Source organism: Erysipelothrix sp. HDW6A, assembly GCF_011400295.1.
Taxonomy (GTDB): Bacteria; Bacillota_I; Bacilli_A; order Erysipelotrichales; family Erysipelotrichaceae; genus Erysipelothrix.
Map to the genome: position 1 here is coordinate 1795778 of NZ_CP049859.1, position 25537 is coordinate 1821314.

The following is a 25537-nucleotide window of genomic DNA, read 5'->3' on the forward strand; positions in this document are numbered from 1 at the left end:
TTAACACTTATCTTTTCTCATAATAAAAGCGATGACTCACATTGAGCTATCGCTTTTAGCATTTTTACTATTATAAATTAAGCTATATTCCCTTTTCTTTCACTCTCATAAGCAGCATTAATAAGATCTTCTTCGGCTTTTATTGCCTTTACAACATTAAAATCATCAATTATCTTTATATCTTTGTTCTGAAGAATCTCAATAATTTTTGGAAAGACTTCAAAGTCACTATCGTAATGGTAAAACAAAGGATCAAGACTTAAATCATATGTTTTATCATCTGTGTAGACAAACATAGAGAACTTTTCTCTAATTATATATATTTGTCGTTTTCGATAATTTAAGGCTTCACTACTTTCAGGGTTAAAGCCTCTGTTGTTAAAGTATATTTCAACTGCGTTGATTGATGAATAATGAATTAGAGTTTCTTTTCTAATGTTAAAGACAGCTTTTAATATTGCCAGGATTTTTACTTTTGTTCCATCATAGACTCTGATTCCATAGTTATCCACAATAAAGTAATTATAGTATTTATTATAATCAAAGAAAGTAATAACTGAGACAAATCCAACTCCCACTATTAAGAACAAGATAGCTCCAATAATACTGTTAGTATTAAGATACGTAATAATTGAGACAAGTAAGAGAACAGCAGTTACAAACCAAAATGGGAGTTTAGACTTAGCTTTACCAAAAACAATAGGATAGTCTATAGAGTCGGATCCATTTACCAATAGATCTAAAGGCATCTCTAATATCTCACTTAGTCGAATTAGGTTCTCAATAGAAGGCAATGCTTCTCCTCTTTCCCATTTAGATATCGACTGTCTACTAATATTCATTTTCTCCGCAAGATTATCCTGACTCCAATTGTTAATCTCCCGATATTTCTTTATTTGCTTATTGATTATCATAGACTTCCCTCCTGAATAAAATATAGCAGATTTCATATAAACTACAAAGAACCTTTTAGTTGCGGGTACATATTTAGCCTACTACAATGTATTGATAGAAGTAATATTTTCTATTTGGTACCCTTGAACTAGAAATTTCAAAAAGCACCTTGATATTTACCTTTTATTCTCAATTAAGTTTTGTTTAAACTCCTGAAGAATTGTTTCAAGCAAATCTCTTTTTCTTATATTCAATATCCAATCCGTAGGTATGTCTTCTATTCCATAAATTACAGCCGCTACTGCACCAACTAATGCAGCAATCGTATCAGTATCTTGACCAAGATTAACTGCTTTTAGGAGTGCATTTTTGTAATTGTCACTATTCAATAGAACCCATAACACTGCTTCTAAGGTGTGAATCACATAGCCAGAAGATTGCATTTCATCAACAGGATATGACCCAATATCACTATCTAAAATTCTTTGAAAGACCTCTTTTGAGTCCATTGAATCAAATGAAATTGGTGTACTTTTCATGTATTCATATGATTGGATTATATCTTTTGTATCCAGTACCGCCCTAAAGAATCGTGTGTACAGAAAACAAGCAACTACACTGATTTCGTGAGCATGCGTTAATTGTGATGTTTTCTTTATTACTTCCAAAGTTTGTTTGTCATTTAAGTTATTATAATGACAATATAAAACCATCGGAAGTATTCTCATAAGGCTACCGTTGCCATTCTTCTTAAAGTCATTTTCGCCACATTCTGATAGCGGAATTCCTCGATGATAAGCAGCAACACTTAATAAAGTGCCCCGACCTATTCCCCATCCTTTGTCTGTAGAGGAGTACTTACCATGATCAATCCATAATAGAAAATTATCCATGATCATTGAATAATCAATTTCGTTATTATCAAATTCTTTAAAAGCATCCATGGTAGCGAGCATCATCGCCGTATCATCAGACCACGATCCTTTTGGAACATTATGAGTTCCATATTCCATCATGTCTACAACGGGATTGTCAATCAGTTTCTTTCTATCAATAAATTCAACAGGAACTCCTAATGCATCTCCCACAATAAATCCATAAATACTAGCATCAATTATTTCGAGCATTCCGAATTCCCCTTCCATTTATTTGATTTTACCAAAACCTAAGCTACATTCCTGCATTATAATTTACGGTATAAAATTAATTTTAATATTGATTATATTTTCTTTCAATGAAGTCTCTCAAGTTGATTCTTTCATACTAATATACTCTTATATAAGTATCCATTCCTCTTAATCATAGCACCTTCCATTTGGAACACAATGCTGTGCATCAATTTCTAATGGACAACAAAAAAAACCACGTCTTGTGGTTTTCTAGTTTATCTTTTAATGGTGGAGGTTAACGGGCTCGAACCGCTGACCCTCTGCTTGTAAGGCAGATGCTCTCCCAACTGAGCTAAACCTCCATTGCTTTACTATTTTATACATAATCTCCCCAAATGTAAAGTAAAAACGCAAATACACTTCATTTACTTTCAATAAGATTGTATTTTTTTTAGAAAGTACTAAACTATATCATATGATGTCATGAATTGAGGGATAAAATGAAATCAACATCTAAAACAATAATGTACAGCTCTGCAATTCTAATTGTAGCTTTATTTGGTATTAACCTAATTAATTCACTACTCTACAGTAAATTTGTACCCTTATCTAATATAAAGTTTGTGATTGGAATATTATTAATCATTGTGCCTTTGGTTTTCCGCTCATCATTACTGAAGAGATTATCTAACACATCCATAACTCTATACTTTCTCTTTATATTCTTCACTTTATATTTAGGAGAAACCTATGGGTTTTACTATAAATGGGATCATTTTGATTCAATGCTTCATATCTATAGTGGTGGATTACTAACGCTTGTCTCATACGAGATATTACTACCTGTATATAGTAAATCTAAGGTATCAGAGCGATTGCTCTTACTTACATCTACCACTGTCTCAATGACCCTGGGTGTGTTTTGGGAGTTTTACGAGTATATCTTTGATGGTTTAATGAACTTAAACATGCAGCGTTATTTAGGTTTATCGGAACGTGATGTTCTCTTTGATACGATTAAAGATATGGCATGCAATATGTTAGGTATTAGTATCGTAGCAATTATAATCGCAATAAATTTTCGCAAAAAAAGAACGAACCCTTAGAATTTATCGAGAGGTTCGTTTTTCATTTACTTAGCTAAGTATTCTTTGATTTCTTGTTTGAAGTTATTTCGTGATTCTTCTAAGTGAACTGTAGGACAGTGAATCCATGTAACATTGTTGATGCCTACTGTTTTGAAGAGTCCTGAGATTAATGCATTTTGAATTGGGTCTCCAAGGTATCCGAAGATTTCTTTATTGATGTTAGCTGTTGTAAAGACTGCTGCTTTACTTACATCAAGTAATCCCACTAAATTGTGGTCTTCATCTTCGCTGTATGTATGACCTTTAAGCATAACTTTGTCGAAGAAACCTTTTAGAATTGCTGGAAGTCCATACCACCAAATTGGGAAAATGAAGATTACTTCGTCACTAGCTTGTAAACGATTTTTATAATCTAATGCTAGTTCATCATGGTATTCTCCACGTCCAAATACTCTTAAGTCTGCCGGTCTCATAACTGGATCAAAATTATCGGCATGCAAATCAATAACATCGACATCATGATTTTTTGCAATCAATGCTGCTTTTGTATCTTCTAAGATACTGTGATTAAAACTACCATCCCAAGGATGCGCGTATACGATTGTTGTTTTCATAATTACCTCCATAGTACACTATTATATTATCAATTTTTCAATTAAATACAAGAGTTTGTGAATATCTTTTGTTTTTTATCTAGCGAATTGCACAATACATCTTATTTTATTCTCATAAGTCGTTAATTGTCAATCCACAAAACTAACATTCAATAAAGTTTCCTCACATTGTTCTAATGATTCTTGTAATTTGTTAATCATTTCTACTTTTTAACAAACTATTTTCAAAATTATTGTGCACACAGAATGTCTTTGTATTACAATAATGTTACAGTAATAGCGGAGATGATACAATGATGAACAAACTGAATAAAAAATACCAATTGCTAGTAGTTTTAGGATCATTATTAGCAGTACTTGTCGTAGGACTTTTAGTCACAAGATTATTAAAACCTAGTTATCCTAAATATATGACAAAAGTTAATGAGGACATTAAACAAGTTGGTTCACATCGTACCGATAAATTTAAAGACGATAAGCTTACTTATGTATTCCATTACCCAAAAATTAAGGGTGATGCAATGGATTCATACATAGAAGAAATCGATAAAAAATACAGACCACAATCAACACCTGAGAACAAGGAAGAGATCTTAATTGATTATGAATCGTACCAAGTTAATGATACCAACGTTTCCGTACTCTTCACAATTTCTAAAAACGAAGAAATCATTGCACATGAAGGACGTGTTCTTAATCTGGATACACAAGAATTTTCTAGTCCAATAGCATTCTTAAACCAACGTGGTGCACGTAAACTTTCATACGATTTACGTACCAGCATCGGATACAAAAACAACGATATTCCATTCTTACACGCTACTGATATGAACGAAGCCAAAGACTGGGCAATGTCACAAGATATTATAACCTTTGTAGTAAATCAAAAACGATATGATTATAATCGCTCTGAGCTTGCAAATTACTTTAGTGATTCTAATGGAGAAGACATCCCTTCTGTCTATCTTGATAAAGGTACCGATCCAAAAGAAAAACTTGTAGCTTTAACTTTCGATGATGGACCACACTATGCTTATACAAAGCAAGTGTTAGATACCTTGGATAAGCATAATGCTAAAGGAACTTTCTTTATGTTAGGAAGTCGTATAGCAGGTCAGGAAGCACTATTACGTCGTTCTCTAGACTCTGGACATCAACTCGCAAACCACAGCTTCTCCCATAAGAATTTCAACGCTAACGATCAAGAAGTCGTTGCAAGTCAAATCTTTGAAACAAACCAAGAAATCAAACGAGCAACAGGACTTGAATCTAAAATTATGATTCGACCACCTTATGGTAATGCCAACGAAGAAGTACTCAAGAATAACGATCATACCTTTGTAAACTGGACCGTTGACTCCTATGATTGGCATGATAAGGACGCTTCGAAAATATGTTCTGTTGTTAAAGATCATGTATTTGATGGATCCATTGTTCTCATGCATGATATTTACAAATCAAGCGCTGACGCTTTAGACTGTTTTGTAGAGGACCTTGTAAACGAAGGATACAAGCTTGTAACTGTTGAAGAACTTCTGAAATCTCGTCTTACTGAGATAAAAACCCATGCAATTTATTACCGTGCTAAGCTAACAGACTAACCCCTGTTAGCTTTTTCTTTTGAAAACTTTAAGATTTGAGAAAGTATTTACATGGTATACTGTATTTATGAAAATACTACTTATCGAAGATGATACAACCATCGCTTATGGCATAAAAAGACACTTAAATCAGATTGGTTATGATGTACATGTAGCAAGCACTGTACGTGAAGTAGACCGATATTTTATGAATGTCTATGATTTACTTATTGTTGATGTTAATCTTCCCGATGGATCAGGACTTGAAGTAGTAAAAGAGTATAAATCAAACCATAACACCCCAATTATTTTTGTAACTGCCAATGATTCCGAAGCAACAATCAACACTGCTTTCGATATTGGCGCTGATGACTACATGACGAAACCATTCCGCTTATCTGAACTGAGTCGAAGAATTCAAGCAATTACTCGTAGAATTCGTGCAAACATCATCAGTATTGGCTGTCTTACGATTGACACTGAAAAGTTAAGTGTTCAGATAAATGATGTAGATATTGTACTTAGCATTCAAGAGTTTAAAATACTTGTATACTTAGCTCGTAACACCAATAAACTTATCACACGACAAGAGCTCAATACTGTCATTTGGGATACTAATGAACATATTAGTGATAATGCCCTTTCAGTTACTATAAAACGCTTGCGTGAGAAACTTGGAGATGCAATACAACTTGAAACAATCCATGGGAAAGGATACCTTCTAAAACATGAGCCACACCTTTGATAAAGCCGTTATCGTACTTATTCGAAACCTTATTATTACTAGCGTAATTTCTTTAATTACGTTTTTCTTTATTCCACTTTTAGGACTTCTTATCGGTGCTCTTGGATACCTAGTTTCATTTTGGTACTATTTAAAGAAACGGTCCGAATCGATTCAAAAATTGCTTACATTTCTCCAAAAATTAAATCGTGGTGACTATCACTACAACTTAGCAGCTTATGATGAAGGTGAGTTACAAACACTGCAAGCAGAGCTTCATAAGACTATGATTTTATTAAAGAACGCAAACTATGACTTAATGAATCAAAAACTGTTCCTGCAGACATCATTAGAAAACATATCCCATCAACTAAAAACACCCATTACTTCGCTTCTAATACTTAATGAGCTTCAAGATCCAGAAGACCCCTTAGTATCCAAAAGTAAGACTCAAGTAGAACGGCTTGAGAATCTAACGAAGAGTCTTCTTCACATTGCGAAACTTGATGCAAAACTTATTGAATTCAAAGATGAACCCTACTCTACCCATCACCTCCTGGAGCAACTAAAAACAGTAAATGCTCCTTCGTTAAGTGATAATAATCTAAACTTACATATTATAGGAAATGATTATCCACTTCACTGTGACGTTCAACACACCCTTGAGGCACTGAATAATGTAATGACAAATAAGATTTACTATGCACAATCACAAATCACTATACACACTTCCTACACAGGACTACGAACGCTAATCAAGATATCCGATGATGGAGAAGCCATTCATTCCACGGATAGAGATCACCTCTTTGAACGATTTTATTCAGGTCAGAACAAACGACCCGATTCAATTGGTATTGGTTTATCCATTGCTCAAGAAACAATGAAGCAAATGGGAGGTAATCTTAGCTTAGAAGATGATAATACTTTTGTCTTCTCCTTCCCCAATACACCGCAATTGTGATGAATCTGTAAGAATTAGAATCACTTAAGTATCGTAAGATAATCATGAGGTGAATCGTATGAATATATTAACAGTTACAAATGTTTCAAAACATTATACCCAAGGAGAACATATCGTGAAAGCTCTCGATGATGTTTCTTTCAGCGTCAAGAAAGGAGAGTTTGTTGCGATTGTAGGTCCCAGTGGAAGTGGTAAATCAACACTCCTACATATTTTAGGTTGTGTCGATACACCAACATCAGGTTCTATTGAGATTGATGGTGTTGACATCAATGACTTAAATGAAGAAAAGCTTACTATTTTTAGAAGACGACACATTGGTCTTATTTACCAGTTCTATAACCTAATACCAACACTCAATATTGAGGACAACATTAAGTTGCCAGTTTTATTGGATAGTGCTCCAATTGACCAAGAATATTATGAAATGCTTGTTCAAAATCTTGATTTAGAAAATCGTATTACCCATCTTCCCAATCAGTTATCTGGCGGTCAACAACAACGTGTTTCTATTGCCCGTTCTTTAATGAATCGTCCTACTTTACTCCTAGCAGATGAGCCAACAGGAAACCTTGACCAAACAAACTCGCAAGAAATCATTCGTCTAATTAAGGAATCACACACAAGTCTTAACCAAACTATTTTACTTATCACTCATGATGAAACGATTGCTCAACAAGCAGATCGAGTTATCTATATCGAAGATGGTAAAATACTTAGAGATGAGGTTTTACGATGAAATTAATTCGTAAACTTGCCTTTAATAATATTTTTAAGAATAAACGTGGTTCTTTACTTACAATCGTATCAGTAGCATTGTCAGTGTCACTAACAACCATGGTCGTATCAATCATGTTTGGTTTCTATAATGAAATGAAGCGTGAAACATTAGAAAACAGTCGCCAAAGCAATGTGAGCGTCAGTGGTGTATATGACATTGAATCATTCATTGATGGTATTGGACGTGATGTGGTTGATGCATATACAGCCACTAACTATCAATTGTCTATTAAACTACCAGAAGGCGGGCATCAGGATTATACTAATGTCGTAGGTTTCGACATTTTAGAAGAAGCGAATTTTTTACCTGTTAAAGCATCAAAGTATGCCAAAAACGAACCGACATCTGGAAGGCTCCCTAAAAATGAAAACGAAGTTGTACTCACGAGTTACGATCGTGAAAGGTTAGGTAACATTGAAATTGGAGATACTGTCGAGCTTTACTCTGTGGAATATATTCAAGATGGATTAAAAGAACCTACCAGAGTAGTCACTTTCGCTAGAAATGCAACTATCGTTGGATTTATTGAATACAACAGTTCCTATTACTATAGTAGTACAAAGGCACTTCCTGTGTTAGATATGAACACTACCGATAATGCATATTACCTCGATATAAAGTTTAAAGACGGTACAAAAAACATTGAAGACTATATTGAAAAAGGTCTTAACACAGACATAGTTAAACAATATGAAGATGAAAATGGTGTCAAACACTACAGCGTTCGTTACTCGGAAGAATTCAATACCTATAAGGGAATGCAAAGAGTCTTTACCACAACTAAAAAAGTAATGATAGGTGCTACTCTATTTTTAGTTATCATTCTTTCTGCAGCAACCTTCTCACTCATTTTCAACGCTTTCAACATCCTAGTTGAACAAAACATCCAAACATACGGACTCTTACGAAGTGTTGGTGCTACTAAGCCTCAGATTAAGAGAATCGTAAGAATTGAAGGCTATACTTTGTCGATTCTTGGTACAAGCCTTGGAAGCCTTATTGGATTCGGTATAGCCTCTGCATTAACTGCATATATTAACTACCAGATTCAAATAAGCAAAGAAGTTTATGAAGCTGGACTAAATCTATACTTTACAGCAATCTTACCGTGGTGGAGTCTAGTGGCTGTTGCAGTCTCATCATTATTGATGACTACAATCCCTATGAATCGAACCATTAGAAGACTCTTCTCATTAACTTCTATAGAATCACTACGACGCACCGAAAAGAAACGTAAACGTAAAAAGAAGATGGTACAAACACTTAATCAAAAAATATCGCTACCACTTCAGATTGCGCAGATTAATAATAAAAATGCTCAGACAAAAGTTCGTGGAATCCAAGCAACACTTGTGGTTTCGATCACTATGTTTATTGCGATATCATCAATCATTTCCTCGACACTGACACAAATTAGTCCTCAGAACTATAGTTTTAATGTTCAGGCAACAATACATGCAAGAAATTACGAAAGCTCTTTGGAATATGAACCACTGATCAGGAATGCTCTAATTAGCGACTCCAATACCATAGATTCTCATTACCGTATAGATTTTAAGGCATCGATACTCGATAGTGAATTAAATGATATACCCTCTGATCCATCGATACCAAAACGAGGTGAAGCAAGAGAAATCAGTGAAAATGTGACTTATTCTATAATATCCGATGAAGATTATAGGAACTTATGCACCCTTAATAAGCTCAATTGTAATCAAGAGACAGGGATACTAATTTACAATTACTTCGATGGAGAAATGGAATTTCTTGACGGGAATAAAGTTGGAAGTAAGAAATATAGCGGATCAATCTTAGATTTACAGAATAGAAACACTATTAGAGCAGGAGTTAAAACACTAGAACACAGTGATACTACAAAAAAAATAGAACTCATTAATTATTCTCAAGAGTTTCATATCGATGGTGTTATCAAAGAGTACCCTGACTATTTGTCACCTTCAATATCGAATTATCCCATCGTTACTGTTTATGTTCCAGAAAGTCTTAGAGCAAGATTGATTGCTGGAATTGAAAATAGTTCTGCCGATAAACATATGTCACACGATTATTACGGAACATACCTTTTTAGCGAATCAAAAGACCCTTATGCAACAGAACAGTTATTGAAGGACTTAGATATCTCCACAAACGATGTCTGGTTCTCAAATCTAGCTAAAGAGCAAGCATCAGGTCGTCAAATTGCCGATACGATTCATACAATTGTTTCCAGCATACTCTTCTTCATTGGAGCTGTCTCAATACTAAACATGATCAATATCACGATCACAAACTTTAACTTGAGAAAGCGTACCATTGCATCATATCAATCTGTTGGAATGACACAAAAACAAATGAATCAAATGTATCTTTATGAATCACTGTTTCAGTTCTCTAAGCCATTAATACTTGGTTTAGTACTGGGGACCGTTGTTTCATATGTATTCTACTTAGTACTATCTACACAAATTGAGAGTTCACTATTTAGATTTAGTTTTGATATTAAATCTTATTTAATTGCTCTAATCTTTATTGCCGTTGCGGTTGCTATTAACCTCATAACTCTGCGATCACAGAGCAAACGACTCAGTATTATTGAAAGTATGAGAGAACTTTAAACACTCCAAGTACTGGACATTCCGTCCAGTACTTTTTATATATACAATTTGTTAAAATAGTCTTCATTTAACCTTGTAAATGCTTACAGATGTTTTATAATGGACATAAGGTAGTACGGAAGAAGGACCTACTATCAAAAAAAGAGAGAGAGAATAGTATATATGGAAGAGCTTTTACCCGTAGAACGTGACGTTGTACGAATGAATGCATTGTATACTTTTGGTACTTCCATGAGTAATGTCTTTGTGAGTGTTTTTATCTTCAATTACACAAACTCATTGGAATTAACTGCTTTATATGCGTGTTGTCGATATATCACAATACCTATATTTGCATGGCTTGGGGGCTATCTCAACAAGAAAATGAAGATTAATCGAATTATAACCGCTGGTTTAATTTTGATTATTCTTGCATACGTTATGTTGCTTACAATACGAGAAAGTATCCCAACTATGGTGTGGCTTGCTTATGTTGTTGGCGTTATTATTGGTAGTGGTGAGGGATTGTATTGGTTTATTATGAACGTGCTTAACCAGAATGTAGCACGTGTACATATTCGTAACCTATTCTTAAGTTCCTTAGGAGTATGGAATGGACTGGCTAATATTGTTGCTCCACTTGTATCATCACTCATTATTAATATGGCACCAAGCGACATTCAGGGTTATATTGTAATCTTTATCGCTGTTATCTTCATTTATGGAATCGTTGCATTCCAAGGAAGTCAGCTTGAAATTGATTACCTAACCCGTGATTTCTCAGTTATTAAACTGATGCGAAGTAAAAATAAACGCTGGGTTTATCAGAAATGGATTATGTTCTTCAACTGTTTACGTGAAGCCTATACGATTATATTAAGTAGTATCTTGATTTATCAACTGTTTGATAATTCAGGTGCTCTGTTATCATATTTTAATGCTGCAATGTCTATTTTAAGTATTGTATGTTATCAGATTGTTGCTCGATATATCCCACATAACAAAATGAAGTATGCCTATCAACTCGGGAATCTTATGTTAATCGTTGCGATGGTATTCTTAACCTTCTCAACACATATCCTAGGAGCTATGGCATTTGGTATCCTAAATACCGTTGGTTCACCTTTATACAGTAATCCCTTCAACATGATTAAAATGAAGTCGATTACTGAAGAAAGCGAGAATTTCAACGTAACTGCAAACGTTATTTGTCTTGAAATCTACGTCAGTTTAGGACGTATTGCAGGACTTGGAGCGATTGTTGTACTAGCGAATCTGTTCCCTGATCCAAACTACATTTATTATTCAACCTTTGTCATGATATTTGGTGCTATCGTAGTATCACTAATGACACATTATTACGGAAAAAAAGAGGTGCTGTTATAGCATCTCTTTCTTACGTTTCTTATCAATTTCATCATACTTCTCACAGATATCTTTTCTTACACGATATTTAATGACATCATGATGCGGTTCTCTTTCCTTTTTAGGAGGATACGTCATGAAATCACCATAAATTCGTGTAAGTATTTCTTCAGAGTGTAAAGGGATGGGATACATCTTCCCTTCAAACTCTGAAAGTACCGAATGATTGTGTTCATAGACTGTACGAATATCACTCATGTATGATTTAAATCCTTGAGTCATATGTGTAACTGTATCATCATCGTTAAATCCTGCATTATACTTTGAAATTAATGATGTCTGAATTCTATTGATAACGTGTAGTGGCAACATAGCTAAAGGATACGCATGGTAGTCACGCCAATCAACCTTTCCATAATCAGCACGCATCAAACGCACTTTATGAAGCTTTGATTCTTGATAACGATAGATATCAGACTGATGTTTCTTTCTAAGTTCTTCATCCTCAGGAACTGTGTCATATGGAAATACATCAATGAATATTCCATGATGACAATCTAAATACTTCCAATCTTCTTGAAGTGCTAAAGAATCATCCAAACGTAATCGTGTAAAGCAGTGAATAAATCCTGGGTCTGTTTCATAAGACTGTACAAAAATATCTTGAGTCATATGTCTTCCTGCAATCTCTAAAAAGCGATCATAATCAGAACGTAGCATCGCGACATCAATGTCATCATCCCAAGGTATAAAACCTTGATGACGTAGACTTCCAAGAATCGTTCCAAAATCTAAAGTATAATGTAAATTATGTATCTCACAGAAGTCTTGAAACCTCTCTAAGATATACCGTTGGTTTTGCTGGACTTGGATAAGTTCTTTTTCATTATAATTATTTATCATTATTAGCCTCCTAAAAAGACAAAAAAGATTCATCTTCGAATCCATCAGTTTCTAATCAAAAGTAGTATCACAGTATGTAAAACAGTCGTTAAGAACAAGTTTAATCATGTTCCCTTTATAGATATACGATATCACTTTTAGCTAAAAGTATCAATTTTAAGACAATTCAGAACGATGAAAATTTTATCAACATTATCAGAATTAAATTAATATTCTTGACACTAGATTTTAGTGTGGTATTATGTGGTCAAACAAACTTAGTGATTGAGAGAAGTAGCACGCGAATCAATGATAGAGAGCATACGGATGGTGGAAGTATGTATTGTGAAACATGTGAATGGACTCATGAAAGGCAGAACGAACACTTTGTAAGTAGTTCTCGACGGAAGCTCCCGTTATCGTAAGCAGAGAATATGATAGTATTCTTTACGAGCCACTTTTTTTAAGTGGAAAATTCAGGTGGTACCGCGAACCCTCGCCCTGTGTGGCGTGGGTTTTTTGTTTGTTATAAGGGAGGTGACAACTATGGTATGAAGAGCAGATATGCATCAAAATACTCAATATTATGAAAGGATCAAATTACATATGAAAAATAAAAATTTAATATTATCAGCATTATTACTTACAATTGGACTAGTTCTCCATACCCTAGTTCCTGGTATCTTTGGACTCATGAAGCCAGACTTCCTCGTAGCATTCTTCTTCATGGCACTCTTTCTGCTTGATTCACTACAGGAAGCCATTACAGTATCCGTAGCTTGCGCAATCCTTGCTTCCATGACTACATCGATGCCTGGAGGAGAAGTCTCCAATATCGTTGACAAGCTTGTCTGTGGACCGATTGTCTTTGTCTTAGGTCAAAGAGTTAAACAAATGTCCCCTCTTCTTCAATCTCTTACACTTGGCACCTTAGGGACTCTGTTGTCAGGAAGTATTTTCTTAATAACACTCTCTTTCTTAGGTCTACTACCTATGGACTTTATTCAGATGATATTAGTTATTGTAGTCCCTACTGCTATTGCGAACACTTTTCTATTCTTCATTCTTCTTAAAGCACTTCAAAGAGTTCGACCAAACTATAATAAAGAACTCCAAATTAAACACCGATAAATATTGTTATTTGTGACGAACTTAAATTATCGCATCTTAAATATAATTCTATTTTCACAACTGTAGTGGTATAGTATAGACATAAGGAGGGTATTTAAGTGGCATTATCTAATATTACATATTTTTCAAATGCATTAAGAAGAAACATCAATATTAATGTATATTTACCAATTGATGACAGTGACGTTATCCATGCAAGTAGCGACAACCCAAGACCCTATCGTCTGTTAATACTATTACATGGCTTACATGGTTCTAATGTAGATTGGTTAACACAAACTCGACTCACTTCGTATTTATCAGGAAAGAACCTTGTTGTTATTATGCCTAATGGCGATAATAGTTTCTACGTCGATAATAAAAACAATGGACAATTATACGAAACACTGGTCCGAAAAGAACTTGTGGAATTTGCTAGAAAACTATTCCCAGTATCGTTAGCATATGAAGATACTTACATCGCAGGTTTATCGATGGGTGGCTTTGGATCCTTGCGTGCTGGTTTAGTCGCAAATGATACATTCTCATACATCGGTTGTTTCTCAGCTCCAATAATTCCTGTAGGATATACTAGCAAAGACTTCCCCAAGAAATTGGTGGTGTGAGCTTTAAAGGTCTCATTGAATCCAACGGAGAAGATTTAGAACTCTACAGACTTATTGAGGACACAAAGAAACTTCCAAAATTCTACATCACATGTGGCACGAAAGATTTCCTTTATCAAGAGAGTGTTAAGTTCGTAGAATATCTTCAAAGTCATGATGCAGAAGTATCAGACTTCTATGATGAATATGACCACGAATGGGCATTCTGGGACATCTCAATTCGAAATTTCTTGGAATTACTCTAATACAAAAAGAAATCCTTGTTCAATGAACAAGGATCTTTTTATGGCTTTATATAATGATAACCAGCTTCTTGGAGTTGAATTATCTTAACAACACCACTTGGTACGACTTCGACACCATCGACAAGACTCTCTGGTGCGATATTTCGACTGTTTAGAGCGTTGTTACAAACATAATAGGGAACGTTTTCAATCAGCTTTAATTCTTTGTCTTGAAAATGTTCTACAGCCTGGCTATTCGCTACAACACATACTTCGATATCTTCGCCAGATTTAATGATGTTTGTGATATTTGCACTTAATACTGTCCATTGACTGGTATTGTCAAAATGAAATACAGCTTTCATAAGAAACCACTCCTTTCTATTAGAGAAGAGGTATCTTTCCTTTACATGCATCTAGAGTTTCTTTATCCCACAGCGATACTTGAACTTCACCAATGTGTGCTTTACCTAGAAGTAACATACACATTCTTGATTGACCTAAACCACCACCAATTGTTAGAGGAAGTGTTCCATCTACAATCATTGAGTGGAATTCATACTCAAGACGGCTCATTGCTCCACGAATTTCAAGCTGCGACAAGAGGGCTTCTTTATCAACACGAATACCCATACTTGATAATTCCATTGCACACTGTAAAGGTTCATGCCAGAAAAGTAAATCACCATTCAACGACCAATCATCATAGTCAGGAGCACGCATATCATGGGGTTCCCCACTCTTAAGCGCTCCTCCTATTTGAAGAATAAAGGTTGTTGGGTGTTCTTTTACATAGGCATCTTCACGTTCCTTGGAACTTAAGTTAGGATACATATCTTCAAGCTCTTGACTTGTAACAAAGGATACCTTTGAATCTATTATAACATCTACCGATGGGTATTTAGTATGAAGACGACTGGATGTCTCGACAATCGCATTCACTAAGTCACATACTGTTTTCTTTAGATAGTCGATGGTACGTTGCTCTTCGGTAATCACGCGCTCCCAATCCCATTGATCAACATAGATAGAATGAAGGTTATCAAGCACTTCATCACGACGGATTGCATTCATGTCAGTATAGAGGCCATTACCCTCTCTAAAATCATAATCATACAATGCTTTACGTTTCCATTTAGCTAAAGAATGCACAACTTCTCCACGCTCTCCCTCAAGAGCTGGAATGTCAAAGCTTACAGGGCGTTCAACCCCACTTAAATCATCATTCAGACCGGAATTATGCGAAACAAATAAAGGCGCTGACACACGCTTTAATTTCAAACTTCCAGTCAAAGCTTCCTCAAAACAACGTTTGATAAAGCCAATCGCAGTCTGAGTTTCATAGTTACCAAGAGTCGATTGATAGTTTTCGGGTACAATTGTCTTTTTCATTTTATCTCTCCAAATTCTTACTATATAATATACCATATTATTTCACAAAATTTAAATTATCCTTGAAACTATCTCATTAAAAAAAGACATTAACGAATTAAATCGATAATGTCATTTTTCATCTTTATAAATTCAGGATCGAGATTGACTCGATATTCCGGATCATTTTCAATTCGTTTATTGAAGTCTATATCAAAACTGGAAATGATTTCACCCGGTCCTTTTTTCATGACGATGATTCTTGATGCCAAAACAAGTGCTTCTTCGATATCATGCGTTATGAGAAAGAGTGTTCTCTTTTTATCATTCCATAACTCTAAGAGTAGAGTTTGCATGGATAAACGTGTGAGTGCATCTAAAGCACCGAAGGGTTCATCTAATAAAAGAAGTTCTGGGTCATTAATCAATGATCGTGCTAAGGATACACGTTGACGCATCCCACCTGACAATTCATGAGGATAGTACTTTGCATAATCTGTCAGTAAGATTTCATCAAGCATTCCTTGCGTCTTTGTCTCAATGCTCTTCTTATCTTCTTTTTTCATTCGTAGTGAGAAACTAATGTTTTGTTTTACATTGAACCATGGATAGAGATTAGCCGATTGAAAGACTACACCACGACTTGCATCTGGCTTAACAATTTCTTCTCCATGCATTGTACAACTTCCCTCACTAGGAGTTAAGTAACCAGCAATGATATTAAGTAAGGTACTCTTACCACATCCTGAAGGTCCTAATACAACCACAAAATCTCCTGGGTAAATATCCAGTGAGATATTCTTCACAGCAACTGTCTCTTGATTTGAACGAGAGAATGTTTTACCAACATTATTTAAACTAATAATAGGTTCACGCATTGTTGCCACCTAATTTTCTAATGATTTCTTGATGAAACTTATGTCGATAAATTCACGAATTTCTTCATCACTTGGTACACGGGATGTAAATTCTTGAGCATTCCAGTATTCGGATGTAGATTTAAACATCTTTACAAAAGCACCATTATCACCCATGTAATCCGATGACATCTCTTGTTCAGGAGTTAACCACTGTGTTCCTTCAATCTGTGTTTTCGCTTCTTCAAAGCTTATTCCAATATAATCAGCTGCTGCTTGAATTGCTTTATCTGGATCTGTACGGTATAGATTTCCTGCATCTGTTAAAGCACGAATGAAATCCACAACCAATCCAGGATATTTCTCTGCAAAGTCTTTATGAACTAAACGAATGTTTGCAGTCATAATTCCTTGTTTCGCAAGGTCTTCACTGCTAATTAAGACTTTACCTGTTTCTTTAATTTTTGTAAGGGTTGGTTCCCATGTATAGGCAGCGTCAATTTCGCCACGTTCCCATGCTGCTACTATTGGAGCAGTATCCATGTTGAGTAATGTAATATCTTTCTCAGTCATCCCATTCATCTCAAGTGTTTTAAGTAAACTTAGATGTGAGGTTGAACTAAAGATTGTAGCTACTGTTTTACCCTTTAGTTCTTTAACGTCTGTGATTGCTGGATCACGGACTACTAAAGCTTCATTGGTTCCTAATATTTCATGAATCCAAATTAGTTTTACTGGGAGTTCTTTTGCAAGAGCTACTACTCCGTTAGTAAATCCCATTTCTGCAAAATCGATAGAACCTGATACAAAGGCTTGATTCGCAGACACTCCCGAATCAAAGAATAAAAACTCTGTTTCAATTCCTTTATCTTTAAAATACTTATCAAAATAATTCATTTGAATCGCTACTGCAGTATCATTAGGAACACGAATAATACCAATTCTAACTTTAGAAGGGGTATCACTTGTTTCCTCTTTTTTACCACATCCTGCTAGTAGCAAAATTAATGTTAATACGATTAATAACTTTTTCTTCATTGTTACTCCTCTACTTATCTGTCCAAAACACGAGTTTATCACCAGTTTTGCATACAACGGCATCCAATAAGATTCCTGTAATTCCCATGATAATAATGACTACGAAGGCAACATCTGTCTTCATATAGGTATATGCGTCCATAACCATCCATCCGATACCTGATGTAGCAGCAATCATTTCTGCTGATACAAGTGTTGTATAAGCTACCCCTACGGCAGTTCTTATACCCACAACAATCTCAGGTGCACATGCTGGCAAGACAATGTTGAAGAATATTTGATATTTATTAGCTCCAAGTGATTCTGCACTGTGAATGTACTCATGATGAATACGTCCGACTGCAGCTGAACAAGAAATATAAATAGGTGCAAAAGCAGCTAGAAATAAAAGCATCACTTTTGATTCTTCGTAGATTCCCATCCAGAACATTAAGAGAACATAGTAAGCCATAGGTGGTATTGGTCGATAGAAGTTAACAAGCGAATCTAATACAGCCTGTACTCGTGAGAAATAGCCACTTAATAAGCCCAAAGGAATTGCGGTTACAATTGCAAGTACTACTGCAAAGAGTAAACGTCCCATACTCATTCCAAAATGTTTCATAAATGGAATACCATTATAACCCTGGTTCAATACGACAATAAATGTATTCCAGACACGTTGTGGTGTAGGCATTAATGTACTCTTAACTACACCTAGGTTTGTAACAAGATACCAAATGGCAAGAATTAGTACCCATGTACTAATACTTAGCAATCGATGTTGTTTCTTTTCTTTTTTCATTTCTCCACTCCATTTAGTAAAAAATAGGGGACACTTTATATTGCTGTGTCCCCTGACATTTCTTAGTTACCTGAACCTGCCGCATCAAATATTTTCTTCTGTACGATATTCCCGATGATACCACCAAGAACCAAGACAACAAAGAAGATCCAACCTGCAAGTGAGAAACTAGCAATTGGTGAATATAGAGCACCAACGTTACATCCATTGGATAAACGAGTACCGAATCCCATTGTGAATCCACCCATGATAAAGAGTAGATATTGCCACTTAGGATAGTTAAAGAATCCTTTAGCTGTTTGTGCCATTTGTCCACTTGTAAGTGTATAGACTAATGCTCCAATTGCGATACCAATGTTTTGAACTGTAGTACCGTTTGCAAAGAATGGTGCTGTGAATGTTTCAGCTTTAACTTTAGTAAATGCTTCGAGTGATTCTCCGCTTACGCCTACTAATGTTAAGAATTTACCAACCCAATGTCCGTAAGGTGTTGATGCACCCCAACCTGTCTTCGTAACAATAAACATTGTACCAAATAAGATTGTAAGTAAGAATGCACCTGTTGTTAGTGACCATGGATCAACAAAGATCTTGTTGAATAGATAGTCTTTCATGGATGCTTTTTCTACTGGTGCGTCTGCATTGTTTAAGCTTTCTTGTAATCTTTCTGATGGAATTGGATGATATGTTCCTTGACGTTTTCTATATGACTCATAGTAGTGTGATGCAATCACAACAAGTAAGCATAAGATACCTGTTACTACTACTGCCATAAGGTAACCATTTAATGGTGTTCCCTTGAATAAGTCTGGTAAGAATACTCCCTTAGGATAACTTGCTGTGTTAAACCATGATACATTAATCCAATCTGCTGAGTTTTGTATTGGGAATCCTACGAATACACCAATACCAAAGAAGATTAAAGTAATGAATGCTTTTGGTAAATCAGCTACTAAGTCAGTCATAACTCCGGATGCACAGCATGATGAGAATGTCATACCAAATCCAAAGAGTAATCCACCAAGTAATAAACCTAAGTTAATTGGGTTTACCCATAAGTTATATTTAGTGATTGGTTCACCTGCTTCATTTAAGTTGAATACAAGTAAACCAGCAACGATTACTGATGATACAAAGAACATCATAACCATTGCACGCATAAGTTTTGTAGAACCACCATTATAGGCACGGTTCACACTACCTGCAAATCCTGTATAAGCTCTGGATAATACATATCCAAGTGCAATACCAATTACAAGTCTAAATACTAACATACCGGAAGCTAGCTTTGTAACTCCTAAGAATAGAGAAACAGCTAAGACGATAAATCCGATAAGAAATTCTGTAACATTAATTTTCTTTCCCATGATTTCTCCTTTTAATTAAAGTTATATTCAGTTACGATTGGTTTTCTTCCAAGAACTTGATCGTTATACCATTCAAATTCACTAATTCCTAAGTATGAACCTGAAATGTTAAACACATTGTCATATCCTAATTGGTTTAATGCACGTGTCATGTTGTAACTTCTTTGAGCTGAACGACAGTGTACATAAACTGGTTGATCTTTAGGAATTTCATTAAGTCTTCCCCTGAATTGACTTAATGGAATATTGACGGATGTTACAAGGTGACCTTCAGCATACTCGTCTGGTTCACGTGCATCAATAATAAATGCTCCGCTCTCTACTAAACCACGAACTTCTGAAACTTCAACTTGTTTATAATCACCATTTAATAAGTTTAAGCCAACTAATGCTGCATGGTTAACAACATCTTTAGCTGTACTGTACATTGGTGAGTATGAAAGCTCTAGTTCTGCTAAGTCTTCAAGATTACCGTTCATTGTAATCATTGTTGCGATAACATCAATACGTTTATCAGCAGCACCCTTACCAAGAGCTTGTGCTCCTAAGATTTGTCCGCTTGGATAAGCAATAATGAGTTTGAAGAATAAAGGATTTGAATCTGGCATTAAGCCTACTTTATCTCCAGGAATTACATAAACGATACGGTGATCAATGCCTTCTTTTTCGCATTGAAGGGAATTCAATCCTGTTGTTGCAACGTTTAAATCAAAACATTGAACAACTGATGATCCAATAACCCCTTTATTACGGTATGTCTTACCATACATATGGCCAGCTGCTGCACGTGCTTGACGTTGAGCAGGACCTGCTAATGTAAGACGTGTAGGTTTCTTTGTGATAAAGTGAGTTACTTCAATTGCATCACCTACTGCATAAATATGAGGATCATTTGTTTGATAATGATGGTTAACTTTGATACCACCTGTTACACCAAGCTCAAGATCTGCATCTTTAGCTAAACTAACTTCTGGTGTTACCCCAATTGCCATAACAACAGCTTTAGCACTCACATGTTTTCCTGAATTTAAGATAACTTCATTATCTGTAATTTCAGTAACAGAATCGCTAACAATTAAATCAACACCATGTTTCATAATTTCATGATGTAATGTTTGTGCCATATCATAATCTAAAAGTGTTAATACTTGTGGTGCAGCTTCAACGATTGTGACGTTTTTACCAGCAATACGTAAGTTTTCTGCAACTTCTAAACCAATAAATCCAGCACCTACAACCACTATATCTTCAACACTGTTGTCATCGATATATTTTTTAATCTTTGCGATGTCAGGAACATTTCTTACTGAGAAGACGTGTTCACTATCAATACCTGTAATACTACGAGGCATAATTGCATTAGCACCTGGTGATAACACAAGTTCATCGTAACGTTCTTGTGTCACTTCCCCTGTTAAACAGTTCTTAACATCAACTGTTTTATCTGCTCGATTTATTTTAATAACTTCTGAATTAACTCGTGCTTCGATATTATATTGATGTTCAAATTCCCAAGGCGTCATCAATACTAGATCATCAGAATTTTCAACTATACCGCTTAAATGAAATGGTAAAGCACAGTTTGAGAATGAAACATAAGGTCCACGTTCAAACATTACGATTTCAGCATGTTCATCAAGACGGCGTACCCGTGCTGCAGCAGATGCGCCGCCAGCAACTCCACCAATAATTAAAACTCTATTGCTCATAGCTCCTCCTTATGACTGTCCAAAAGCCAATTGTGCTCATCAGTCTCTTTGTGCGCTCAAACAAGTGAGCGCTGACCAAAGAAAGAAACTTGCATAATTGGAGAAATTTTGATCAGCTCTCTACCTAAATAATAACACTTGTGAATACTTAGTCAAACTAGTTCACAATTCAACTATTTTCACAAACAATTGTTAGCGTGAAGAAAAAGCACTTTTCAGTGCTTCTAATTAATATAGTACTGTGCTTGGGCATTAAACAGGTGAGCATACATGTCATCAACTTCTATAAGTTCATCATGATGACCATCTTGAATTACCTTTCCAAGGTCAAATACAAGCACTCGGTCACAGAATCTACAAGAACTCATACGATGGGATACGTAGATGGCTGTTTTACTGTCCATGAGCTCATCAAAGTTTCGATAAATTTCATACTCTGAGATTGGATCTAGGGCAGCAGTTGGTTCATCTAAGATAACAAGTGGTGTATCCTTATACCATGCACGAGCAATCGCAATCTTTTGCGATTCACCACCAGAAAGTTGGACACCATCATCATATTGACCCTTTAACGATGTGTGAATTCCCTTTTCAAGACTCTTCACTTTGCCACTTACTCCTGTAACCTCAAGAGACTCCATGACGCGCTGTTCATCAAAAGCTGTACCTAATGTCACGTTGTCTGCAATTTCAAAAGGATATAAATGATAATCTTGAAAGACTACTGATAATTGTCTTAAGTAATCTTCACGATCCATTTCCTTAATATCAACACCATTTAAACTAATAGTTCCTGAAGTTGGTTCATAAAGTCGACAGATAAGTTTAATAAAACTTGTTTTACCAGCTCCATTTTGACCAACAATCGCAATCTTTTCTTTATCAGTGATTGTTAGGTTGATAGAGTCCAGTACTTTCTTATCACTACCCGGGTAAGAGAATGAGACATTGTCAAATTTAAGTTCAAATGTATCTAGGTCCTTTACAGGTTTATCACCACTAGGAGCATCGGGTAGATTCAAATAATCAATAAAGAACTGTAGGTAGTTTACCATGTTTTGGAGGAAAGCAATCTTCCCTAATCCATTCACAAGTGTAAGCACAAGTGTTTGGATGTATCCAGAAATCATAAGTACTGAACCAATTGTGATTGCACCTACCATTGCTTTGACACCAATCATGCTGTAGAGAATACCCATTGCAAGTAAGGTAACAATTTGTGATCCACCTCTATAGCGAAGACTTTCTGTATGCACTTCTGTTAACCTTTCGGAGAACTTAAGACTTGACTCTTCAAATACCTTTAGGATCATTGCATCGCCATTGTAAAGACGAATTGTTTTACCAGCAGTGTTATCCGTTAAGATTGTCTGCGAGTAATAGGAGAACTCACGGTTAATAAGTGTAATAGCTTGGAAACCTTCAAATTGAAGATTGGAAGCTTTTGAGTTAGCGACAACTGACACAAGAACAGGAATAACCATGAGTAATACTAATACTAACGAAAATATAAATGAATTAGAAAATTGAGCTAGTGAAGATGTTTCCACTGACTTTGATGTGAACAAGAGCACAACAGCAGTTCCTGCAACACCAATACTGATAATGATTGAGAAAATAAACCCTAATACTTCATCAAGAAAGGTAAAGATTCCACCACTGAAGTTTGATCCCTCTTCTGCTCTTTGAAACTTTAAACGGTTTTCAGGATCACAGAGTGCTTCATAATCCATTGATAGTGACTTCTTCGTTAGTTTATCATCTAAACGATAATAGACATCGTTTTTACTTACTGTATTAATTCGAGTAAATACATCTTTTAGAATGGATAAGATATACATAATAATTAAGAATACAATAACTTCTCTCATCACTACTTCATATTGCGTAGTGTCTATTAATAAGTTAATAATTTTTGCACTGTAAAATAAGAGAACATAGGGTTGACTCAATGTTAGTACTTGCGTTATTAATACATTAAAGATTGCCCAGGGATTAATTGATTGGACAAGCTGCAACACTTGAATTAGTTTCTTCATTGGTTTCCCCTTTCTGATAATACTGACTTTGAACCTTAAACATATTTGCATAAGGGCCGTCATTCTTTAATAAGGAAGCATGAGTTCCTCGTTCAATAATTTCACCGTTTTCTAAGAAGAGTACTTCATCACAGAAACGTGTTGATGAGAGTCGGTGAGAAATGAATAGGGATGCCTTGTTACTTGAATACTCGTGATACTTCTCATACATTGCTTGTTCCGCAATTGCATCCAGTGCAGCTGTAGGTTCATCAAGCACTAAGAATGGTGCATCTTTGAAGAGTGCTCGTGCCAGCATCAATCTCTGACTTTGCCCACCGGATAGATTGGTACCGTCTAAATGAATATTTGTTGTCATGTTTGTTTGAATCCCTTTAGGTAAGTCATCAACCACATCATTCAAACCAAGTTCGCCTAAGAGTTCCTCAATTTTAGCTTCATCAAGTTCATCCGATGACATTGCTATATTTTGAGCTAATGTAAGCGCCCACACCTCATTCTCTTGGAAAGCAGGTGCAAACATTTCAAAATAGGATCGACGATTAAACTCAGTAATATCAATACCATTAAGTCGAATAACACCCGTGCTTGGTCGGATAAGTCCTAACATGAGTTTTACTATTGTTGACTTACCAGCTCCATTTATCCCAACTAAGGCAATAGAGTGTGATACTGATAAGGAGAATGACAAGTTCTTCAGTGTATCTTCAGCAAGACCAGGGTAACGGTAAGATACCTCGTCAAACTCAAGGGTATATGAATCTGCTTTGGGTACATCGATTCCATCTGTAGTATCTTCCACTTCTAAAAAGTTACGAACATCGTCGATATCTTGAGAAGCTAATCCAACTTGATGAATCGAATCAACAATTGCTGTTATCCATTGGTTGAACATCCCCATAATATTGAAGAACAAAGTAAACTCGACAATACTCATTGAACCATCAAGCACTGATTTCACGAGCACAGTATAGATGAATACATCACGAATTAAAGTTACGCTTGTACCAATTATGCTTGTTATTAGAGTGATGTTTGCTTCTTTGCGCTCATACATCATTCGTTTCTCTGTTAAGTCATCAACTTTTTTATTGTAGATTTCTTTAACATTATAGATACGAGCATCTTTACCATTTTCTGATTTAAGTGCATCACGTTTTAATTGATATCGTTGCGTTTCTATCTTTGTCCACTCTGGTCGTGTTTTCTCACGATACTTACGCGTAAAAGTTAAGAGATACGAATTAAGTATTCCTACTGCTAGAATGAGTAGAAATGCAATTGGGTTAAATGTCGTAAGGAAAATTCCAAATATTAAGATAATCCCGACATTAATGAGTATTGTTTCTACATGCTTAAACATTGATTCTGTACCAGCAGAATTATTACTGAGTCCATTTTCAGTAGCACGACGATACTGTTTCTGTACATCATCTTCCTCAAGTGTTTCATAATCCATCGTTAGGAATTTTACATATACTTTTCTACCAAATGATAGGATACGCACCATAATACTTTGTATGTCCTTGACTATCCCAGTATGGAGTTGTGTGTATGTTAAGACTCCTAATACGACAAATAGTAAGAATACTGGACTAAGAGATCCCACATTCTCCGGACTCTTAGTTAAGATTCCAATGAGTAATGTTGGTATAATGCTCGTAATTGAAACAACTACGATTGTTGCTAGGATGTGAATCCCTGAATACACATATATTTTAGGATTATCTTCTCTAATCTGAGAAAAGTAATACCTAATATTTTCGATAACGCTTCTTTTCTTTTTTTCCATATTGATCACCTGACTCCATCATACT

The 25537-nt window shown here is 35.4% G+C and carries 23 protein-coding genes, 1 tRNA gene and 1 other annotated feature; of the genes, 10 read left to right on the forward strand and 14 right to left on the reverse strand.

The window, feature by feature from the left end; all coding sequences use genetic code 11:
- Positions 1-77 precede the first annotated feature (77 nt).
- The 3 genes from G7059_RS09235 to G7059_RS09245 form a co-directional block, all read right to left on the reverse strand.
- Entirely contained in the window at positions 78-914 is an 837-nt protein-coding gene (locus G7059_RS09235; protein ID WP_166081809.1) for a helix-turn-helix domain-containing protein, read from the reverse strand.
- A 156-nt stretch (positions 915-1070) separates the two neighbouring features.
- Positions 1071-2021, reverse strand: coding sequence for an ADP-ribosylglycohydrolase family protein (locus tag G7059_RS09240; protein WP_166081810.1), 951 nt, complete (start codon positions 2019-2021; stop codon positions 1071-1073).
- A gap of 268 nt (positions 2022-2289) precedes the next feature.
- A tRNA-Val gene (locus tag G7059_RS09245) sits at positions 2290-2365 on the reverse strand.
- A 138-nt stretch (positions 2366-2503) separates the two neighbouring features.
- Here G7059_RS09245 and G7059_RS09250 point away from each other — a divergent pair.
- Positions 2504-3109 (forward strand): DUF2238 domain-containing protein, encoded by a 606-nt coding sequence (locus G7059_RS09250; RefSeq protein ID WP_166081811.1) that lies wholly within the window; start codon positions 2504-2506, stop codon positions 3107-3109.
- 26 nt (positions 3110-3135) lie between these two features.
- On the opposite strand, the gene G7059_RS09255 is transcribed toward G7059_RS09250, so the two are convergent.
- Positions 3136-3705, reverse strand: a complete 570-nt coding sequence (locus G7059_RS09255; protein WP_166081812.1) for an NAD(P)H-dependent oxidoreductase — start codon at positions 3703-3705, stop codon at positions 3136-3138.
- A 293-nt stretch (positions 3706-3998) separates the two neighbouring features.
- On the opposite strand from G7059_RS09255, the gene G7059_RS09260 reads away from it, so the two are divergent.
- The 6 genes from G7059_RS09260 (at position 3999) to G7059_RS09285 (ending at position 11734) form a co-directional block, all read left to right on the forward strand.
- Positions 3999-5306: a polysaccharide deacetylase family protein gene (locus G7059_RS09260; protein WP_166081813.1), complete on the forward strand. Its 1308-nt coding sequence runs from the start codon at positions 3999-4001 to the stop codon at positions 5304-5306.
- Positions 5307-5373: 67 nt separating this feature from the next.
- On the forward strand, positions 5374-6030 hold the full coding sequence (locus tag G7059_RS09265; RefSeq protein ID WP_166081814.1) for a response regulator transcription factor: 657 nt from the start codon (positions 5374-5376) through the stop codon (positions 6028-6030).
- Entirely contained in the window at positions 6014-6973 is a 960-nt protein-coding gene (locus G7059_RS09270; protein WP_166081815.1) for a sensor histidine kinase KdpD, read from the forward strand. The genes G7059_RS09265 and G7059_RS09270 overlap by 17 nt, the downstream gene beginning before the upstream one ends.
- Before the next feature lie 58 nt (positions 6974-7031).
- Entirely contained in the window at positions 7032-7712 is a 681-nt protein-coding gene (locus tag G7059_RS09275) for an ABC transporter ATP-binding protein (protein ID WP_166081816.1), read from the forward strand.
- A complete protein-coding gene (locus G7059_RS09280; RefSeq protein WP_166081817.1) occupies positions 7709-10369 on the forward strand; it encodes an FtsX-like permease family protein in 2661 nt (886 codons plus the stop codon). Before G7059_RS09275 ends, G7059_RS09280 begins: the two co-directional genes overlap by 4 nt.
- Before the next feature lie 162 nt (positions 10370-10531).
- The gene (locus G7059_RS09285) at positions 10532-11734 is read left to right on the forward strand and encodes an MFS transporter (RefSeq protein ID WP_166081818.1); all 1203 of its coding nucleotides are present in this window, start codon (positions 10532-10534) and stop codon (positions 11732-11734) included.
- On the opposite strand, the gene G7059_RS09290 is transcribed toward G7059_RS09285, so the two are convergent.
- Entirely contained in the window at positions 11729-12616 is an 888-nt protein-coding gene (locus G7059_RS09290) for a phosphorylcholine transferase LicD (protein ID WP_166081819.1), read from the reverse strand. The two genes, G7059_RS09285 and G7059_RS09290, sit on opposite strands and share 6 nt — an antisense overlap.
- Positions 12617-12867: 251 nt before the next feature.
- Positions 12868-13102: a binding site (T-box leader), on the forward strand.
- Positions 13103-13201: 99 nt separating this feature from the next.
- Between G7059_RS09290 and G7059_RS09295 the strand changes: the two genes are divergently transcribed.
- The 3 genes from G7059_RS09295 to G7059_RS09305 all read left to right on the forward strand — a co-directional run bounded on the left by G7059_RS09295 (position 13202) and on the right by G7059_RS09305 (position 14576).
- Positions 13202-13726: a tryptophan transporter gene (locus G7059_RS09295; RefSeq protein ID WP_166081820.1), complete on the forward strand. Its 525-nt coding sequence runs from the start codon at positions 13202-13204 to the stop codon at positions 13724-13726.
- A gap of 98 nt (positions 13727-13824) precedes the next feature.
- Complete coding sequence (locus G7059_RS09300; protein WP_166081821.1) at positions 13825-14331, forward strand: alpha/beta hydrolase-fold protein; 507 nt, start codon at positions 13825-13827, stop codon at positions 14329-14331.
- Positions 14328-14576 (forward strand): hypothetical protein, encoded by a 249-nt coding sequence (locus G7059_RS09305; protein WP_166081822.1) that lies wholly within the window; start codon positions 14328-14330, stop codon positions 14574-14576. Before G7059_RS09300 ends, G7059_RS09305 begins: the two co-directional genes overlap by 4 nt.
- Positions 14577-14614: 38 nt before the next feature.
- On the opposite strand, the gene G7059_RS09310 is transcribed toward G7059_RS09305, so the two are convergent.
- The 9 genes from G7059_RS09310 to G7059_RS09350 form a co-directional block, all read right to left on the reverse strand.
- A complete protein-coding gene (locus tag G7059_RS09310; RefSeq protein ID WP_166081823.1) occupies positions 14615-14920 on the reverse strand; it encodes a DsrE family protein in 306 nt (101 codons plus the stop codon).
- A 19-nt stretch (positions 14921-14939) separates the two neighbouring features.
- On the reverse strand, positions 14940-15947 hold the full coding sequence (asnA, locus tag G7059_RS09315) for an aspartate--ammonia ligase (RefSeq protein WP_166081824.1): 1008 nt from the start codon (positions 15945-15947) through the stop codon (positions 14940-14942).
- 89 nt (positions 15948-16036) lie between these two features.
- Positions 16037-16804: an ABC transporter ATP-binding protein gene (locus G7059_RS09320; RefSeq protein WP_166081825.1), complete on the reverse strand. Its 768-nt coding sequence runs from the start codon at positions 16802-16804 to the stop codon at positions 16037-16039.
- A 9-nt stretch (positions 16805-16813) separates the two neighbouring features.
- On the reverse strand, positions 16814-17821 hold the full coding sequence (locus G7059_RS09325) for an ABC transporter substrate-binding protein (protein ID WP_166081826.1): 1008 nt from the start codon (positions 17819-17821) through the stop codon (positions 16814-16816).
- Between the two features lie 10 nt (positions 17822-17831).
- A complete protein-coding gene (locus G7059_RS09330; RefSeq protein ID WP_166081827.1) occupies positions 17832-18605 on the reverse strand; it encodes an ABC transporter permease in 774 nt (257 codons plus the stop codon).
- Between the two features lie 62 nt (positions 18606-18667).
- Complete coding sequence (locus G7059_RS09335) at positions 18668-19972, reverse strand: YeeE/YedE family protein (protein WP_240920491.1); 1305 nt, start codon at positions 19970-19972, stop codon at positions 18668-18670.
- Between the two features lie 11 nt (positions 19973-19983).
- Positions 19984-21681, reverse strand: coding sequence for an FAD-dependent oxidoreductase (locus tag G7059_RS09340; protein WP_166081828.1), 1698 nt, complete (start codon positions 21679-21681; stop codon positions 19984-19986).
- Positions 21682-21905: 224 nt separating this feature from the next.
- Entirely contained in the window at positions 21906-23720 is a 1815-nt protein-coding gene (locus G7059_RS09345) for an ABC transporter ATP-binding protein (protein ID WP_166081829.1), read from the reverse strand.
- Complete coding sequence (locus G7059_RS09350; RefSeq protein WP_166081830.1) at positions 23677-25512, reverse strand: ABC transporter ATP-binding protein; 1836 nt, start codon at positions 25510-25512, stop codon at positions 23677-23679. The genes G7059_RS09345 and G7059_RS09350 overlap by 44 nt, the downstream gene beginning before the upstream one ends.
- Positions 25513-25537 lie beyond the last annotated feature (25 nt).

Excerpts from the sequence above, each read along its gene's own strand:
- G7059_RS09290 (WP_166081819.1), bottom strand. The coding sequence starts at position 12,616 with ATGATAAATAATTATAATGAAAAAGAACTTATCCAAGTCCAGCAAAAC.
- G7059_RS09320 (WP_166081825.1), bottom strand. The coding sequence starts at position 16,804 with ATGCGTGAACCTATTATTAGTTTAAATAATGTTGGTAAAACATTCTCT.
- G7059_RS09325 (WP_166081826.1), bottom strand. The coding sequence starts at position 17,821 with ATGAAGAAAAAGTTATTAATCGTATTAACATTAATTTTGCTACTAGCA.
- G7059_RS09340 (WP_166081828.1), bottom strand. The coding sequence starts at position 21,681 with ATGAGCAATAGAGTTTTAATTATTGGTGGAGTTGCTGGCGGCGCATCT.
- G7059_RS09240 (WP_166081810.1), bottom strand. The coding sequence starts at position 2,021 with ATGCTCGAAATAATTGATGCTAGTATTTATGGATTTATTGTGGGAGAT.
- G7059_RS09330 (WP_166081827.1), bottom strand. The coding sequence starts at position 18,605 with ATGAAAAAAGAAAAGAAACAACATCGATTGCTAAGTATTAGTACATGG.
- G7059_RS09310 (WP_166081823.1), bottom strand. The coding sequence starts at position 14,920 with ATGAAAGCTGTATTTCATTTTGACAATACCAGTCAATGGACAGTATTA.
- G7059_RS09260 (WP_166081813.1), top strand. The coding sequence starts at position 3,999 with ATGATGAACAAACTGAATAAAAAATACCAATTGCTAGTAGTTTTAGGA.
- G7059_RS09345 (WP_166081829.1), bottom strand. The coding sequence starts at position 23,720 with ATGAAGAAACTAATTCAAGTGTTGCAGCTTGTCCAATCAATTAATCCC.
- G7059_RS09265 (WP_166081814.1), top strand. The coding sequence starts at position 5,374 with ATGAAAATACTACTTATCGAAGATGATACAACCATCGCTTATGGCATA.
- asnA (WP_166081824.1), bottom strand. The coding sequence starts at position 15,947 with ATGAAAAAGACAATTGTACCCGAAAACTATCAATCGACTCTTGGTAAC.
- G7059_RS09235 (WP_166081809.1), bottom strand. The coding sequence starts at position 914 with ATGATAATCAATAAGCAAATAAAGAAATATCGGGAGATTAACAATTGG.
- G7059_RS09285 (WP_166081818.1), top strand. The coding sequence starts at position 10,532 with ATGGAAGAGCTTTTACCCGTAGAACGTGACGTTGTACGAATGAATGCA.
- G7059_RS09295 (WP_166081820.1), top strand. The coding sequence starts at position 13,202 with ATGAAAAATAAAAATTTAATATTATCAGCATTATTACTTACAATTGGA.
- G7059_RS09270 (WP_166081815.1), top strand. The coding sequence starts at position 6,014 with ATGAGCCACACCTTTGATAAAGCCGTTATCGTACTTATTCGAAACCTT.
- G7059_RS09250 (WP_166081811.1), top strand. The coding sequence starts at position 2,504 with ATGAAATCAACATCTAAAACAATAATGTACAGCTCTGCAATTCTAATT.
- G7059_RS09350 (WP_166081830.1), bottom strand. The coding sequence starts at position 25,512 with ATGGAAAAAAAGAAAAGAAGCGTTATCGAAAATATTAGGTATTACTTT.
- G7059_RS09280 (WP_166081817.1), top strand. The coding sequence starts at position 7,709 with ATGAAATTAATTCGTAAACTTGCCTTTAATAATATTTTTAAGAATAAA.
- G7059_RS09255 (WP_166081812.1), bottom strand. The coding sequence starts at position 3,705 with ATGAAAACAACAATCGTATACGCGCATCCTTGGGATGGTAGTTTTAAT.
- G7059_RS09335 (WP_240920491.1), bottom strand. The coding sequence starts at position 19,972 with ATGGGAAAGAAAATTAATGTTACAGAATTTCTTATCGGATTTATCGTC.
- G7059_RS09275 (WP_166081816.1), top strand. The coding sequence starts at position 7,032 with ATGAATATATTAACAGTTACAAATGTTTCAAAACATTATACCCAAGGA.